The organism is Amycolatopsis australiensis, assembly GCF_900119165.1.
Classification (GTDB): Bacteria; Actinomycetota; Actinomycetes; order Mycobacteriales; family Pseudonocardiaceae; genus Amycolatopsis; species Amycolatopsis australiensis.
This window is the reverse complement of the sequence record NZ_FPJG01000006.1, coordinates 6,974,967-6,990,281: the sequence shown is the minus strand read 5'-3', so window position 1 is coordinate 6,990,281 and position 15,315 is coordinate 6,974,967. Positions and strand designations below refer to the sequence as shown.

Below are 15,315 nucleotides of genomic sequence, written 5' to 3'. Positions count from 1 at the left end.
TCGGGGAGGTCCAGCCTAGAACGGCGTGCCGAGCGTGGCGATGAGGCGGGCGACGTAGTCCGGGTCACCTCCGGAGAGCAGCCACTGGCGCGGCGTCGCGGGATGGTCGTTGATGACCAGATCGGCCTGCGGCGTGCTCATGAACGCGGCGACGACGAGCGCGGGCTGGTCTTCGGGAAGGGCCTTGAGCACGGTCTCCAGGCCGGGCAGCACGCCGGAGCCGGCGAACTGCCACGCCGGGAGCCGCCAGCCGCCGTCCTTCCAGCCGGTCAGCCTGCCTTCCTTGAGGCGGTGCCGGATCCGGCTGTCGTCGACTCCGAGGGCTCTCGCGGCTTCGTTGACGCTGAGCGCCCCCTCGGCGAGGACGGCGTGCGCGGCGACGGTCCGCGCCCGGAAGTCCGGTTCCCCCTCCCGGTGCGGCGAGAGGTCGAGGCCGACGTCGGTGAGCGCGGCGCGCTGGTCGGCGGAGAAGTAGTGCGACGGATCGGGGTTCGGTGGCGACAGTCTCCGCGCCGCGTCTTCGACGAGCGTCAGGAACTCGTGAGCGTCGACCTTCAGGCCCGCCTTGGCGAGGATGTTCTCCAGCGCTACCGACATGAGGCTCAGACTAACCCGAAACAGCGCGCGTGTGCGGGTTCGTGCGGTTTCTTGCCCTGTCTGTGGGTGAATTCACCAGAGATCGACACTTAAAGCACATCACTCAACACGTTGAGTAGGCAACTTCCGGTAAGTGTGCCCGGGGTGGGCGACGTTGTCCAGGCTTGACAGTACGTATCGGGGGCCTTACGTTCCGGGGCGAGTAAACGATTTCCGCTCCGTGCTCACAGGATCCGGCGGCCTGCGCCGGGCATGGGGGACACAGGGGGTGCGGCGTGCCCGGGGGCCCGGCACGAGCCGGCCCCCTGGGCACGCCGCTTCTCTGGGCCCCGTGCTTGCGCCGTCCGGTCAGCGGCGGGAGCTTTTCCGCTCGATCAACCGGGCTTCGAGCGTCGTGGTCGTCGCGTCGCGGCTGCTGTCCGCGATGCGGGCCAGCAGCAGCTGGGCCGCCACCCGGCCCACCTCGTACGCCGGCTGGGCGACCACCGTCAGCGGCGGGTCGATGAGCGTCGTCCACGGGGCGTCGTCGAACGACACGATGCCCACGTCCCGGCCCGAACGCAGGCCCCGCTCCGCCAGCGCCTCCAGCACGCCGATCGCCATCGTGCTGTTCGCGACCAGCAGCGCGTCCGGCGGTGACGGCTCGTCCAGCAGCTCCAGCGCCGCCAGCCGGGCCCCTTCGGCGCGGTACTCCGCCCGCCGGAACACGACGTTCGCTTCGCCGACCACGTCGGCGTACCCGGCGAGACGGTCGTCGGCGGTGCGGACGCCGGCCGGTCCGGTCAGGCAGCCGACGCGGCGGTAGCCGCCCGCCAGCAGGTGCCGCGTGGCGTCCGCGGCCGCGTGCCGCGTGGCGACCAGGACCTGGTCGCCCGCCGCGGCCGGCAGGGGCCGGTCCACCGCGACCAGCGGGGTGCCCTGCCGCCGCAGCCCCTCGACGTTCGTCGACCGGCCGGTCGGCGACAGCACCACCCCGGCGACGCGTTCCTGCAGCGCGACCTCGATGTAGCGCCGTTCCTTGTCCTCGTTTTCGTCGGAGTTGCACAGCACCACCGAGTAGCCGGACCGCTGCGCGAGGTCCTCGACCCCGCGCGCGATGGCCGTGAAGAACGGGTTTTCGACGTCGGAGATGATCAGCGCGAGGACGGCGGTCTCCTGCCGGCGCAGGTTCCTGGCCAGCCCGTTCGGGTGATACCCCAGCTCGGCGGCGGCCTCCTGCACGCGCGCGGCGAGCGTGGGATCCACAGTGGACTTCCCGTTGAGCGCGCGCGAGACGGTCGCGGTGGAGACGCCGGCCTTCGCCGCGACGTCGCTGATGGTCGCCACACGCCCTCCCTGATCACTGGTCGAGGGGAGGATAGCGCTGCTGGCAGTCGTTTACCGTCCGCTTACCTTGCCAGATGACGGCCCACTTCCGGTTGCCCGCACGGGTTACGCCGAACGGAGCCGGTCACGCACGGTGTGGTCCACAGTGGAAGGACGGAAGTAGGCGCGGGGAGTGAGCCCGGTGAGCGCCCGGCAGTCCCGGCTGAGGTGAGCTTGGTCGGAGTACCCGGCAGCGGCGGCGAGCGCGGCAAGGCCACCGACGCACGAAGCGAGGGCGACGGCGCGCTGGAACCGGCTGACCCGCAGGTAGGTGGCGGGGCCGTAGCCGACGGCCTGGACGAACCGCTTCCGCAGCCGCCGCTCACTGATGGCGGAGGGACCGGCGGGGTCTTCGATCCGCGCGGCAGCGAGGTCGGGAACGCTCGCGGTGGTGGCTTCCGGCGGGGCGAGGGCAGCGGTGATCTCGGCGGGGCCGGCGCCGCGCTGTCCGAGGGCGGCCGCGAGAGCCCCGGCAAGTTCCTCCGGATCCCCGCCCCGGCCTGCCGCCGCGGCCTCGGCCGAGCCCCGCCCCGGCTGTCCCAACGCCGCCACGGCCTGCGAGACCCGCGGCACTCCCGCATCCAGCCGCGCGATCAGCGCCGCCACGGCCGGATCCGCCGGTGGCACCTCCTTCAACCGGGACGCGACCGCCGCCGCCGGTGACAGCTCTCCCGCCAGCAACCGCTCCGCCAGCAGTTCCCCTTCGCGCCCCCACAGCTCGCCCAGCGGCACGCGGCGGTCGCGCAGCTCGTCCGCCGCCACGCCGAGGACCGCCGCCGCTCGGCCCGGGGTGAAACGCACTCCCGTCAGCACCGCGCCCGGGTGGGTCGCCGATGACCACGCCGTCGTGTCCGGGCCCGCGATGAACACCCCGCCGTCGCCCGCGACCAGGTCCAGGCAGCCGTCCGGGACGATCCGCTTCGGTCCCTCCGAAGCCGATCGCCACACGCAGCGCGCCACTCCCGCGAGCGGCCCTGGCGGTGCTGCCTCTTCGTACATGCTCCAAATCATTGCACCCGGGGTCCGACGGAAGCCGGCGTGAACCGAGGACACCCGTTCGGGTGAAAGCCGGACGATCTGCGAACCGCGGGTAACGCGGCGTGAGGTCACGGCGAGATATAGGCGACGCACTCGACGGAAGTGCGCGCGACGAGAGAAGACCTCTCCATGGGTGTTCCCACCGCGACCCGGCCCGAGCGCGACTGCGCCGGCCGGGCCAAGTCGGCCGGAAACGTCGTGGTCGTCCTGGGCGTGCTCGCCGCCGCCTTCGCCGTGACGTCGTACGTCGTGCCGCGCTCCGGGCGCGGGCCCGTCAAGGACGAGCCCGTGGCCGCTCCCGCCGCCGCCCAGACCGTCCAGACCGTGCGGACCGTCAGCCACTCCGTCGTCTACGAGCTGCTCGGCGCGCACGGCGCCCGCAACGTCACCTTCGCCGCCGCGGGCTCGGCGCTGACCCAGCAGGCCGAGGTCACCACGCCGTGGTCGACGCAGTTCACCCGCGTCGGACCGGCTGGGCGCACCGAGTTCTACAGCATCGCCGCCCAGAACCCCGGGCCCGGCGAGCTGCGCTGCCGGATCGTCGTCGACGGGGTCGTCGTCGCCGACAAGACCGTCGCCGAGCCGGGCCGCCAGTTCAGCTGCGCCGTCTGAAGGCACGATGGGCGGCGTGAACGACGCCGCGATCACCTTCGGCCCCGCCCTCGTCGCGGTGCTGGCCCTGCTCGCCGTCGCCGGTGCCGCCGTCGTCCAGGCCGGTGGGCTCGGGCCGGGACGCGCCGTGCTCGTCGCCGCCGTCCGGGCCGTCGCGCAGCTGGCCGTCGTCTCGCTGGTGATCACCGCCGTCCTGCGCTCGGCCCCGCTGACCGGCCTGTTCGTGCTGCTGATGTTCGGCATCGCCGCGGTGACGTCGGCGCGCCGCGCCGGGACCTGGGCCAACCTGCCCTGGACGGCGCTGGCCATCGCCGCCGGCGTCGTGCCGGTCTTGGCGCTGGTCCTCGGCGCCGGCGTGGTCCCGCCGAAGCCGATCTCGGTGGTGCCGATCGCCGGCATCGTCATCGGCGGCGCCATGACCGCGACGTCGCAGGCCGCGCGCCGGGCCCTGGACGAGCTGAAGGCGCGCCACGGCGAGTACGAAGCCGCCCTCGCCCTCGGCTTCCTGCCCCGGCCCGCCGCGCTGGAGATCTGCCGCCCGTCGGCCGGGCACGCGCTCATCCCGGCGCTCGACCAGACGCGCACGGTCGGTCTCGTGACGCTCCCGGGCGCCTACGTCGGCGTCCTGCTGGGCGGCGCCGGGCCGATCCAGGCGGGCATGACGCAGGTCCTGGTGCTGATCGGGCTGCTCGCCGCGGAAGCGGTCTCGATCCTGGTGACCGTGCAGCTCGTCGCGGCCGGGAAACTCAGCCGAGCGGGTTGACCAGGTGCGCGGTGTCGTTGAACCGCCGGATGATCCAGTTCTCCCCGTGCACCACCAGGTGCGAGATCGAGCCGTTGTCGGCGCCGAGGAACGCGAACCGCTCGACCGAGCGGCCGGCCTGCGCGAACACCTCGCCGATCACGCCGCCGTGGGTGAAAACCGCGACGCGCTGGTCCGGGTGCGCGGCGGCGATCCGGGTGAGCGCGCCGCGCAGGCGGGCGCCGAACGCCTCGTCGGACTCCGCGCCCGGGATGACGTCCCAGCGCTGCTCGGCCCACAGCCGGTCGATGATCGGGTGGCCGTCGGCGCTGTACTTGCGGAACAGGCCGTTCTCCCAGTCACCGAGGTGGATTTCGCGCAGGTCCGGCTCGACGACCGGGGTCAGCCCGAGCTTCTCCGCCAGCGGCGCGGCGGTCTGCACCGTGCGGCGCAGGGTCGTCACGTAGATCGCGTCGATCCGCTCGCCGGCCAGCCGCGCGCCGACGCGCTGCGCGTGGTCGCGGCCCTCCGGCGCCAGGTCCGGGTCGGCCTGGCCGTCGACCAGCTCGAACGGGTCGGCGCCGCGGGCGGGTGCGGATTCGCCGTGCCGGACCAGGAAGATCTCCGTCGACCCCGGCGGCGGGCTGAAGCGGTGCTGGCGGTACTCGATCTCCTGTTCCGGCGTGCTCATGGTGGAGACGGTACAGCGGCGCGAAGCGCCTCCGTTGAGGGTGGTGGCGGGGAGGAACGCGGAGCTAGCCGAGCTGCTTGTCCACGAAACACCACCGCCACGTCTCGCCCGGCTCGAAGCTGCGCATCACCGGGTGCCGCGTCTCGTGGAAGTGCCGGGTGGCGTGGCGCCGCGGCGACGAATCGCAGCACGCGACGTTGCCGCACTTCAGGCACATCCGCAGGTGCACCCAGGTCGTGCCCTCGGCGAGGCACGCGGCGCAGCTGTCGGCCGAGCTGGGCTCCTTGTCGGTCCACTCGTGGGCCAGGTGCTTGCACGAGCCCGCAGTCGCCGCCGGGGTGCGCAGCTCGCGGCCTTCGACCTCGGGTTCCTCGTCGTCGCGGTCCAGCATGGATTCTTCGATGTCGAGCCGTTCCAGGACCTTCCGCAGGACGTCGTCGTCGGCGCTGCCGCTGTCGCGGGCCTTGAGGAACTGCTCGCGTTCCACGTCGAGCAGCTGCAGGCGCAGGCGGCGGTAGGCGTCACTCGGCGTCTCGGCCAGCGCGCTCTGCCTGCCGAGCTGCTCCCACGCCGAGTCGGCGCGGTGCTGCAGCCGGTCGCGCAGGCGCTGGATGATCTCCGGCGGGTCGTCGTCCGTCCGGATCTCTTCGAGCTTGGCGAGCGCGGCGCGGGTCATGTCGTGCAGGACGGCCGCCTCCTGCAGCGCGTCCTCCGCGGGGTCCGGCCGCGGCAGGCGCAGCCGGCGGATCAGCGGCGGCAGCGTCATGCCCTGCACGGCCAGGGTGCCGGCCACCACGACGAACGCCGCGAGCACCAGCACGGCCCGTTGCGGCGTGTCCGCGGGCAGGACGAACGCCGCCGCGAGCGTGACCACGCCGCGCATGCCGGCCCAGGCGATCACGGCCGAGTAGCGCCACGGCCAGATCTTGGCCCGCGTCTTCTTCGGCAGCAGACGCCGTTCGACGCGCTTCACCGTGCCGATGCCGATCAGGTACAGCACCCGGGTGAGGATCGTCGCGCCCAGCACCGCGACGCAGATCCAGGTGAGCGTGACCAGCGACAGCCCGCTCTCGCCGACTTCGGCGAGGATCCGCCGCAGCTGCAGGCCGATCAGCAGGAAGACCATGTTCTCCAGCAGGAACTGGATCGTCTGCCAGTTGAGCCGGGACGCCAGCCGGGTCGAGCCGGACAGGATCTGCGGGGCCTTGTGCCCGAGGATGAGCCCCGCGATGACCACCGCGAGCACGCCCGAGCCGTGGATCGCCTCGGCCGGGATGTAGGCGATGAACGGGACGGCGAACGACAGCGCGGTGTCGAGCACCGGCTCGTCCATCCGGGCGCGGACGAACGCGGCCGCGAACCCGACGACCAGCCCGACCACGGCCCCGCCGATGGCCGCGCGGAAGAAGTCCGCGCCGACCTGCCACAGGCTGACCGACCCGGCGAGCGCGGCGATGGCCGTGCGGAGCGCGACCAGCGCGGCGGCGTCGTTGAACAGGCTCTCGCCTTCGAGCAGCCGGATCAGTTTCCGCGGCATGCCGACCCGGCGGGCGACGACACTGGCGGCGACGGCGTCCGGCGGCGCGACGACCGCGCCGAGCGCGATGCCGCCGGCCAGCGGCAGGCCCGGAACCACCGCCCAGGCGACGAGCCCGACGCCGATCGCGGTGAACACGACCAGCCCGACCGACATCAGCCCGATCGCGCCGCGGTTCTTCCGGAAGTCGACCAGCGAGGTCTGGATGGCCGCCGAGTACAGCAGCGGCGGCAGCAGGCCGAGCAGCACGACCTCGGGGTCGAGGTGGTATTCGGGCACGCCGGGCACGTACGACGCGCCGACGCCGACGACGATCAGGCACAGCGGGGCGGACCAGTCCAGCCGCCGCGCCACCGCGCTGACGAGGAGGACGGTCACGACCAGCGCCACTATCTCTGCCGCGATGTGCACGGGGTAATCATGACCCGCGGCCCGCGGCGGGCCTCACCTGGCCAGCTCGGTGAGCACCTCCGCGACCAGCTGGGTGTCCATGTACTCGGTGATCTCGCGGATCCGGCCGTCCTCGAGGCGGAAGACGAAACAGTACTTGTTGTCGTACCGCGGCCCCGCCTTCGTGGCCACGCTGCCCTGCGTCTCGACGACGACCACGTCGTCTTCGGCGACGAACCGGCTCGCCGTGCTGGTGTAGGTGCCGTCGAACTGCTCGCCGAGCGGGCCGAGCAGGTCGCGGCGGACCGAGTCCTTGCCGCGGAAGCTGCCCGACCAGCTGTTGTGCCCGCTGACCGTCCACACGACGTCGTCGGCCATGGCGGCCAGCAGCGGCCGGATGTCGCCGGTCGCCCAGGCGTCGAACGCCGTCTTCAGGAGCTGCTTGTTCTCGGCTGCGGTCAAGTGTGCCTCCCGGGGTGCGTGACCGGAGTCAACACGCTGGAGCGCGCTCCAGCGCAAGACCCTAGGCTGAATACGTGACGACGGTGGAGATCGCGACCGGAGTGCTGCGCGGGTCCGGACGGGACGGCGTCAGGACGTTCCTCGGCGTGCCGTACGCCGAGCCGCCGGTGGGGGAGCTGCGGTTCCGCGCGCCGCGGCCGGCGCGGCCGTGGGACGGCGTCCGCGACGCGACCGAGTGGGCGCCGCGAGCGCCGCAGCCCGAGCTGACCGGCCGTGGCTTCACCGGCGACGAGGACTGCCTGTACCTGAACGTCTACGCGCCCGCGGAACCCGGCTCGTACCCGGTGCTCGTGTGGATCCACGGCGGCGGCGGCGTGATGGGGGCGCCGCACCAGTTCGACGCGTCCGCCTACGCCCGGCGGGGCGTGGTCGTCGTGACCGTCGCCTACCGGCTCGGCGTGCTCGGGATGCTGCACCTGCCCGGCGTCGCCGACTCGAACCTCTCGCTGCGCGACCAGGTCGCGGCCCTCGAATGGGTGCGCGGCCACATCGGCGCGTTCGGCGGCGACCCGGGCCGGGTGACGCTGGCCGGGCAGTCCAACGGCGGTCGCACGGTCGGGACGCTGCTGGCCGTGCCGGCCACGCGCGGGCTGGTCCACCAGGCGATCGTGCAGAGCGGCACCGGCGTCGGCGCGGTCGTGCACACCCCGGCCGAAGGCGCGGCGGTGGCTTCGGCGGTCCTCGCGGAGCTCGACGTCGCCCCGGACGAGCTGGCGACGCTGCCTGTGACGCGGATTCTCGAGGCGCAGCAACGGGTTTCGGCGGTGTCGGGGACGAAAGTGACCTACCGCGTGGTCGTCGGCGACGAGCTGCTGCCCGCCCGGCCACTGGACGCGGTCCGCGGCGTCCGGCTGCTCATCGGGACGACGGCGGACGAAGAAGACCTGTTCAGCTGGCTGCAGTCGGGCGGCGCGAAGCTGCTGGGCGCCGGCTCGACGGTGCTGGACGCGGAGGAGATCGAGAAGGCCGTCGCGGCCTACGCCGGGCTTCTCCCGGACTGGCCGGAAGACCAGGTCCGCAACCGCGCGCTGACCGCGGGGGACTGGTGGATCCCGGCGATCCGGTTCGCCGAAGCGACGCAAGCCGCCGGCGGAACGGCCTGGATGTACCGGCTCGACTGGCGGATCGCCCCACGCGGCAAGGGGCTCGGCGCCCCGCACGGGCTCGACCTGCCGCTGATGTTCGACGACATCCGCAACCGCAACTGGCGGTTCCTGTTCGCCGGCCGGACGTTCCCGGCGGAGCGCCTGCAGGCGGTGGCGACGGAGATGTTCGGCGCGTGGGTCCGGTTCGTCAAGACGGGCGACCCGGGCTGGCCGCGGTACACGCCGGCGGACCGCGTCACGCGGCTCTTCGACGACGTGTCCACGACGGTGCCGGATCCGGATCGGGACCAGCGCCTGCTCTGGGACTGAGGCGGCAACTGACGCGTCGTTACCGACGCCGGTCGGCCGCACCGAGCGGAGGCGATGGCTCCGATCGGTCGCGTGCCGAGCAGCGGCGCGGCGCGATTGCCGTCCAGCGTGCCCTCCAGCAGCGCGTCGAGGACCACCTCGGTGGCGACGCGGAAGCCGGAGGCAAGCGAGGATCTTGGCGACGTGCCTTCGTCTGCCGGCTGCGGCGGGCCGGTTCCTCGGAAGACATGCGTCGACGTCTCGAGAAGATCGAACGGGGAATCGAGCTTCAGCTCCTCACGAAGAACCAGGCGCAGGTCGATCGGGCCCAAGGAGACGCGGTCGCGAAGTTGCTCGTCGCCCTTCAGGCTTCGCCCACGGCCTTGGTCCACCTCGGATCGGTGCTGATCGTCAAGATCGACGGTGTTCCGCTCGTGCGGAACCTCACCCAGCCGGAGATCGCGATGCTCGACCGTGACCCATCCTTGCCGGACAACCCCCGGTCGGTCTTTCGCGCCCTCAGCGACGCGGCGATGGCGCCCCCGGAACCCGAAGCAGGGAAGCCGTGAATGCCACATTCACGGACACGATGTCCCTGGATGTGGCATTCACGGCCGCTGCCTAAACGGTGATCTTGTCCAGGTTCGGGCCGCCGTTGGCGGTCGTCGCCGTGGCCTTGATCTTGTTCGTCCCCGCGGCCAGCGAAACCGGCACCGTGACCGTCTGCCACGTGTCCCAGTTCCCCGTGCCGCCGAACGTCACTCCCGATGCCACCTTCGTTCCGTTCACCGAGATGTCCATCGGCCGGTTCGTCGTCGTGCCGTTGGCGAACCGCAGGACGACGTTCGCCGGGCCCGCCGCGGCCGCCGGCACCGTGAACTCCACCGCGCTGCCCGTCGTGTTGTCGTAGTTGACGAACCCGGTGCCCGTGTAGCCCAGGTGGTTCGACTCCGCGACGCCGCCGGTGATCGCCGCGTCTTCGGCCTGGTAATCGCGGGCTTCGGCCGAGCCGTCCGCCGGGATCGTCTTCGTCCCGGTGTTCCAGCCCGCGATCCGCACCGACGGCTTGGCGCCCTTGAGGTCCGCGGTCCGGTACGTCGCCGTCAGCGTCGTGGACTCGCCCGGCCACAGCGTGACCTGGTTGTCGGTCCACCGCACCGGCAGCACCGGCGCGCCCGCCGCGCCGACCACGTGCGCGTCGACGAAGAACGCCGGGATCTTGCCGCCGGTGCTGTTGGTCAGCGTCACCTTGGTCGTCGTGGTGCCGTCGGCGTCGGCCGTCGAGGAGGCGTTCGCGCCCACGGTGACCGACCCCAGCGAGTTCAGCCCCGACAGGTCCGCGTACGACGTCGTCGGCGTGTAGTACCAGTCGCTGTTGGCCCAGTCCAGCGTGTCGGCCTTGGTGGACAGCCAGTAGACGTTGCGGCTGACCTCCTTGCCCGACGAGTCGGTCAGGACCAGCTTCGCCAGGTACGTCGTCGACAGCCCGCTCACCGAGCCGATGGTCAGCGCGGTGGTCTTCGCGCCGTCACCGCCCACCGAGACGCTCTTCGACTGGTCGTACTTCGCGGTGCCGTCCAGGTTGAACAGCTGGACGCGGGCGGTCAGCCCGGACGCCGGGTCGTGGTTGTGGTTGACCACCACGACCGACTTGGTGTCGTACGAGTACTGGATGTGCAGCGGCTCGTTCGCCTTCTTGGCCCCGAAGTAGGAGCCGTTCTGGTCGAGGTAGGCGTCGAACAGCTGCCAGTGCAGCGACGTCCAGCCGCTGTTGAGCATCCAGTAGATGATCCCGGTGGCCGGGTTCGTGCCGTCGCTGAAGTTGCGCGAGTGGGACTCGAACTCGGCGCGGACGTTCTCGTACTGGGCCAGCTGCGCCTTCCGGACGAAGTCGGCCAGGCTCGACGGCTTGCCGTAGCGGCCGGCCAGCGCGTCGCCGAACAGCTTCAGGTTGGCGAACGTCGAGGACGACGACCGGTGGTACTGCGCCGCCGACGGGTTCTTCCACAGCGTGTCCAGCTCACTGGACGACATCATCCGCTTCAGCGTGTCCATCGTCGGGATGTCCGGCCCGGCGCTGGTCTCGGAGTTGAAGCCCCACGCGCCGCCGAGATCACCGTGCGCCTTGTCGTACCAGTAGTTCGGCGGGACGTAGTCGTACGGGCCGTTCATCTTCATGCCCGACGAGCCGAGCTGCGGCGACGACTTCGCCGACGCGGCCGGGACCACCGGGGTGGGCCAGTCCGCGGCGCTGAGCGCGTCGAGGTAGTTCTTCTCGATGGTCGCGTCCGGCGCGAAGTCGCTGCCGATGAGGAACGAGATGACGCTCGGGTGGTCGCGCAGGCGCTCGGCCTCCGCGGTCATCGACGCCTTCGCGACCGGGTAGTCCGCGGCGGTCCAGGGGTCACCCTTCTCGTCGCCGTTGACCTGGCCTTCCCACTTGTCGCAGCACTCCCAGCCGGGCAGCGTCAGCACGCCCATCCGGTCGGCGAGGTCGAAGAACTCGTCCGGCTCGATGTGCCCCTCCAGGCGCACGGTGTTGAGCCCGAGGTCCTTGACGTAGGCGAGCTTGTCGGCCGCGAACTGCTCGTTCCAGCGCAGGAACAGGTCCGGCGAGTAGCCGCCGCCCTTGATCAGCAGCGGGCGCCCGTTGATCGTGTACGCGCGGCCGCCGCTCGCGTTCTTGTTCGCCGTCACCTGCCGGACGCCGAAGCTCGAGTGCGAGGTGTCGGACGCCGTGCCGCCGACGCTCGCGGTCAGGTCGAGGTCGTAGAGCGGCTGCCCGCCCATCCCGGCCGGCCACCAGACCTGCGGGTTGTCGATCCCGATCACCGGGAACGTGACCGTCTTCTTCTCCTTCGCCGCCAGCGAGACCGTCTGGCTGATGGCGCGCCCGGCGACCGTTCCGGACACGGTCGTCGTCACCGCGGCCGCGGAGTCGTTGCGGACGTCGGCCTTCACCGTGAGGTCGGCGTGGCCGAGCGACGGCAGCTTCGTGACGACGTGGCCGCCGCGCAGCGCCACGGGGCCGCTGCGCCGGACCAGCACGTCCCGCACGATGCCCATGTTCTGGTCCGGCGGGGTCTGCGCCCAGTCGATCCAGCCCATCGACAGGTCCTTGTCCGGGTCGTTCGGGTAGACCTTGAAGGCGATGCTGTTGGTGCCGGCCTTCACCTGCGCGGTGATGTCCAGGTCGTGGCGGGTGTAGGCGCCGGTGACCTGCGACTTGTCGGCGATGCGCGTCCCGTTGACCCAGACGTCGGCCTTGGACAGCACGCCGCTGAAGTCGAGGTAGGTGCGCTGCGTGGGGTCGGCGACGGTGACGTCGGCGCGGTACCACCACGGGACCTTGAAGTCCGCGGTCGGCACGTTCTTCATGTTGGTGGAGTAGAACGGGTCGGCGTACTTGCCGTTGGCCAGCAGCCCGGCGTAGACGGTCGAGCGCGGGCCGACCGGGTACCAGCCGGCGGTGTCGAAACCGGGCTTGGAGACCGCCGAGTCGTCGCTGACCTGGGCGGACGTCTGGATCAGGAAGCCGGGGACGGCGGTGGCCGGGCCCACAGCGGCGAACACCGCCTTCGCCGGTTCCTGCCCGGTGGCCGCCGCGACGGTGGCCCCGCTCGCCGCGACGGCCAGCACGGCCGCCGCGAGTAGTGTCCGGGTTCTTCTCTGCCGATAGCTCACGAGCGCGCCTCCTAGGCACCACGGCGGCGGGGACAGCGGACATCGTTAGGGAACTTTCCTAACAATTGCGGACGATCGTAGCGTTCCCCTCACCCGGAGAACAGGGGCGTTTCGGTCAGATCTCCGCGACCCGCCACGCCGCCGCCGCGCGCAGGGCCAGCAGGAGCGGCAGCGAGCCGTCCTCCCAGAGCCGCGCGGGGAGTGCCTCGCTGAGCGGGACACCGGCGGCCAGCGCGGCGCCGACGGCCGCGAGATCGACGTCGAACAGCGTCAGCCCGGCGCTGTAGAGCCGTTCGCCGCTGACCGGGCGGCGCGCGGCGACCTCGGCGCTGCCGACCGCCAGCTCGGTCACGCCGAAGAACTCCGGCTTGGCGCCGCGTTCCAGCCAGCGCGCGAACCCGGTCAGCTTCGTGCCGCGGACGTCCGGCGGGCGGAGCCCGCTTTCCTCGCACAGCTCGCGTTCCATCCCGGCGCAGACGGCGGTGTGCAGGTACCGGCGGGTACCGCCGTCCGGGGTGCGCAGGTCGCGCGGCTCCAGCGAGCCGCTGCCCGAGGGCGCGAGCAGCAGCCCGCTCACGGCGTTGAGCGAGGACTGCCGGACGGTGACCAGCTTGCCGTCGGTGGTGAACGCGACCGTCGAGACCCCGACGAAGTCGGCCAGCGTGCTGCTGCTCAGCTCGCGCAGGGCGCCGTCGGTGCCGGTGAGCTCGGCCTTGCGCAGGTCGTACTCCTCGCCGGTGCCGGCGCGCGTGATGCGGAGCGTGCCCAGCTCGTTCGAGCAGACGGCGTCGAAGAACCGCGCGCGGTGCAGCCGGATCGGCGCGGGCCGGGCGCCGGTGGCGGGCAGCGGGTCGCCGCGCATGCCGACGATCGGCCCGTTGAACAGCAGCCGGCCGCGCGCCCGCAGGGGCAGCACGTGCGGCGCGGTCGCCTTCAGCACGGGAGGCAGCCGGTAGGGCTCCTCGGCGACGGCGATCGTGTGCCGCCCGGTCCACAGGTCGCGGTCGATCGCGGCGCTGACCAGCGCCGTGCCTCTCGCTGGCACGGCGAGGTACTCGGCTTGCGGGTAGGACGGGGGCGGCGGCAGCTCGGCGGTCGGGAAGGGCGCGGCGATGGTGGTGAACTCGAACCCGGCCCACCGGCGGCGCAGCAGCCGGACATCCCGGGTGAAGGTGGCGACACCGAGAGCGAGGGCGACGACGGAGAGCACGACACCGACCGCGCTGGGCAGGATGGTCACGACGCCGAGGACGACCCCGAGACCCGAGGCGGCGAGCGGCCACTCCCGCGCGCCGATGAAGCCGAGGTAGTCCGCCTTGGCCCGGGCGCGGCGGGTCAGTTTTCCCATCGCCGCTGTGTTTAGCACGGCGGAGGTGCCACGCGGGCGGGTTTTCCGGACTACGGCTCGATTCCGAGGTCGCTCTTGAAGAGAGCGATCAGCTTCAGCCGCCGTATGTCGACGGCGGTCACGCTCGCCTCCTCGACACCGCCCTCGGCGATCTTCGTGTGCACGTCGATGACGGCCGTCGTGAGCTCCCGGGCCGGTCCGGAGACCGCCGCGCCGGCCAGGACCTCGATCTCGGCCGTGGCGGCGTGCAGCCGGGCGTCCTCGGTCCGGGTGCGCTCGCCGGCCACGGCCTGGCCGTAGCTGGCGCTGATCGCGCGGAGGTACTCCGCGTAGACGGCCTGCTTGAGCTTGCCGAGCGCGTCCTCCCGCTGCCACCGGCGGGTGCGTGCCGCCAGCGCGTGCTGCAGGAGGCCGCCGGTGAGGACGCCGAGGAGTGCGCCGGCCACGCCGACGATCGCGGTGCCCATCAGGCTTCCGCGTCAAGGTAGACCCACTGGCCGCCGTCGCGGCGGAAGCGGCTGTTCTCCTCGAGGAAGCCGTCGCGGCCGTGGTGGCGGTAGTGCGCCCGGAACCGGACCGTGCCCTCGGTGTGCAGCAGGCCACCGCCGGTGCGGCCGAGGATCTCCAGCCACGTCCACTCCTGCTGCGGATCGAGGCTCAGCCGGCGCGGACGGGTGCCGGGATGCCAGGTCCGCAGCAGGTAGCCGGCGTCCCCGACGGCGAACGCGCTGAACCGCGAGCGCATGAGCAGCTCGGCGGTGGGTGCGGCGACACCACCGTCGTGGAAGCGGCCGCAGCAGGCGTCGTAGGACGCGGCCAGGCCGCACGGGCAGGGAGCGGGACGCATCGGGAAATCATGCCACGCCGCCGCGACCGTCTACTGAGGACTAGCCCGCGTTGACCGGCTTCCCGGTCTCCCGCGCCTCCTGCGCCCCGCGGACCGCGAGCCGGTCGGCGCGCTCGTTGTCCGGGAGGCCCGCGTGGCCCTTCACCCAGAGCCACTCCACCCGGTGCTCGCCGATCGCCGCGTCGAGGCGCTGCCACAGGTCCGCGTTCTTCACCGGCTCGCGCGCCGCCGTCAGCCAGCCGTTGTTCTTCCAGCGCGGCAGCCACTGCGTGATCCCGTTGCGCACGTACGTGCTGTCGGTGTACACGCGGACCTGCGACGGGCGGGTCAGGCTCTCCAGCGCGCGGATCGGTGCCGTCAGCTCCATCCGGTTGTTCGTCGTCGGCGTGGCCTCGCCGCCGTACAGCTCGCGCTCGTGCTTCCCGTAGCGCAGGACCGCGCCCCAGCCGCCCGGTCCGGGGTTCCCGCTGCACGCGCCGTCGGTGTAGATCTCCACGTCCACGCGGCGACCCTACCGGGCGCGGCCCTCGCCGGGAGCCGCCACGCCG

At 72.2% G+C, this 15,315-nt stretch carries 15 protein-coding genes; 4 read left to right on the top strand and 11 right to left on the bottom strand.

Translation table 11 applies throughout. The features are described from left to right. Positions 1–15: 15 nt before the first annotated feature. From BT341_RS33975 to BT341_RS47490, 3 genes are all read right to left on the bottom strand, one after another. Positions 16–597 (bottom strand): MerR family transcriptional regulator, encoded by a 582-nt coding sequence (locus BT341_RS33975; RefSeq protein WP_072480136.1) that lies wholly within the window; start codon positions 595–597, stop codon positions 16–18. A 348-nt stretch (positions 598–945) separates the two neighbouring features. Then, positions 946–1,923 carry a LacI family DNA-binding transcriptional regulator gene (locus BT341_RS33970; RefSeq protein ID WP_072480135.1) on the bottom strand — a complete coding sequence of 326 codons (978 nt, stop codon included), beginning with the start codon at positions 1,921–1,923 and terminating at the stop codon, positions 946–948. 105 nt (positions 1,924–2,028) lie between these two features. Beyond that, complete coding sequence (locus BT341_RS47490; RefSeq protein WP_143168737.1) at positions 2,029–2,961, bottom strand: helix-turn-helix domain-containing protein; 933 nt, start codon at positions 2,959–2,961, stop codon at positions 2,029–2,031. Positions 2,962–3,129: 168 nt separating this feature from the next. On the opposite strand from BT341_RS47490, the gene BT341_RS33960 reads away from it, so the two are divergent. Beyond that, positions 3,130–3,612, top strand: coding sequence for an MmpS family transport accessory protein (locus tag BT341_RS33960; RefSeq protein ID WP_072480134.1), 483 nt, complete (start codon positions 3,130–3,132; stop codon positions 3,610–3,612). Positions 3,613–3,628: 16 nt separating this feature from the next. After that, positions 3,629–4,375, top strand: a complete 747-nt coding sequence (locus BT341_RS33955) for an ABC transporter permease (RefSeq protein ID WP_072482333.1) — start codon at positions 3,629–3,631, stop codon at positions 4,373–4,375. Here the strand turns inward: BT341_RS33955 and BT341_RS33950 are convergent. The 3 genes from BT341_RS33950 to BT341_RS33940 all read right to left on the bottom strand — a co-directional run bounded on the left by BT341_RS33950 (position 4,359) and on the right by BT341_RS33940 (position 7,434). Next, complete coding sequence (locus BT341_RS33950; RefSeq protein ID WP_072480133.1) at positions 4,359–5,045, bottom strand: histidine phosphatase family protein; 687 nt, start codon at positions 5,043–5,045, stop codon at positions 4,359–4,361. The two genes, BT341_RS33955 and BT341_RS33950, sit on opposite strands and share 17 nt — an antisense overlap. Positions 5,046–5,109: 64 nt before the next feature. Beyond that, complete coding sequence (locus tag BT341_RS33945; RefSeq protein ID WP_072480132.1) at positions 5,110–6,993, bottom strand: Na+/H+ antiporter; 1,884 nt, start codon at positions 6,991–6,993, stop codon at positions 5,110–5,112. Between the two features lie 33 nt (positions 6,994–7,026). Beyond that, a complete protein-coding gene (locus BT341_RS33940; protein WP_072480131.1) occupies positions 7,027–7,434 on the bottom strand; it encodes a nuclear transport factor 2 family protein in 408 nt (135 codons plus the stop codon). 74 nt (positions 7,435–7,508) lie between these two features. Between BT341_RS33940 and BT341_RS33935 the strand changes: the two genes are divergently transcribed. Both BT341_RS33935 and BT341_RS33930 read left to right on the top strand, forming a co-directional pair. Continuing rightward, complete coding sequence (locus BT341_RS33935) at positions 7,509–8,909, top strand: carboxylesterase/lipase family protein (RefSeq protein WP_072480130.1); 1,401 nt, start codon at positions 7,509–7,511, stop codon at positions 8,907–8,909. A 227-nt stretch (positions 8,910–9,136) separates the two neighbouring features. Continuing rightward, a complete protein-coding gene (locus BT341_RS33930) occupies positions 9,137–9,457 on the top strand; it encodes a hypothetical protein (RefSeq protein WP_072480129.1) in 321 nt (106 codons plus the stop codon). Positions 9,458–9,509: 52 nt separating this feature from the next. Here the strand turns inward: BT341_RS33930 and BT341_RS33925 are convergent, their stop codons facing one another. The 5 genes from BT341_RS33925 to rnhA form a co-directional block, all read right to left on the bottom strand. Further along, positions 9,510–12,572, bottom strand: a complete 3,063-nt coding sequence (locus BT341_RS33925; protein WP_245805211.1) for a glycosyl hydrolase 2 galactose-binding domain-containing protein — start codon at positions 12,570–12,572, stop codon at positions 9,510–9,512. Between the two features lie 115 nt (positions 12,573–12,687). Next, positions 12,688–13,920, bottom strand: coding sequence for a hypothetical protein (locus BT341_RS33920; RefSeq protein WP_072480127.1), 1,233 nt, complete (start codon positions 13,918–13,920; stop codon positions 12,688–12,690). 50 nt (positions 13,921–13,970) lie between these two features. Continuing rightward, on the bottom strand, positions 13,971–14,387 hold the full coding sequence (locus tag BT341_RS33915; protein ID WP_072480126.1) for a hypothetical protein: 417 nt from the start codon (positions 14,385–14,387) through the stop codon (positions 13,971–13,973). After that, on the bottom strand, positions 14,387–14,767 hold the full coding sequence (locus tag BT341_RS33910) for a YchJ family protein (RefSeq protein WP_072480125.1): 381 nt from the start codon (positions 14,765–14,767) through the stop codon (positions 14,387–14,389). Before BT341_RS33910 ends, BT341_RS33915 begins: the two co-directional genes overlap by 1 nt. Before the next feature lie 40 nt (positions 14,768–14,807). After that, positions 14,808–15,269, bottom strand: a complete 462-nt coding sequence (gene rnhA / locus BT341_RS33905; protein WP_072480124.1) for a ribonuclease HI — start codon at positions 15,267–15,269, stop codon at positions 14,808–14,810. Between the last annotated feature and the right edge of the window lie 46 nt (positions 15,270–15,315).

Excerpts from the sequence above, each read along its gene's own strand:
- BT341_RS33975 (WP_072480136.1), bottom strand. The coding sequence starts at position 597 with ATGTCGGTAGCGCTGGAGAACATCCTCGCCAAGGCGGGCCTGAAGGTC.
- BT341_RS47490 (WP_143168737.1), bottom strand. The coding sequence starts at position 2,961 with ATGTACGAAGAGGCAGCACCGCCAGGGCCGCTCGCGGGAGTGGCGCGC.
- BT341_RS33960 (WP_072480134.1), top strand. The coding sequence starts at position 3,130 with ATGGGTGTTCCCACCGCGACCCGGCCCGAGCGCGACTGCGCCGGCCGG.
- BT341_RS33950 (WP_072480133.1), bottom strand. The coding sequence starts at position 5,045 with ATGAGCACGCCGGAACAGGAGATCGAGTACCGCCAGCACCGCTTCAGC.
- BT341_RS33930 (WP_072480129.1), top strand. The coding sequence starts at position 9,137 with ATGCGTCGACGTCTCGAGAAGATCGAACGGGGAATCGAGCTTCAGCTC.
- BT341_RS33920 (WP_072480127.1), bottom strand. The coding sequence starts at position 13,920 with ATGGGAAAACTGACCCGCCGCGCCCGGGCCAAGGCGGACTACCTCGGC.
- BT341_RS33915 (WP_072480126.1), bottom strand. The coding sequence starts at position 14,387 with ATGGGCACCGCGATCGTCGGCGTGGCCGGCGCACTCCTCGGCGTCCTC.
- BT341_RS33910 (WP_072480125.1), bottom strand. The coding sequence starts at position 14,767 with ATGCGTCCCGCTCCCTGCCCGTGCGGCCTGGCCGCGTCCTACGACGCC.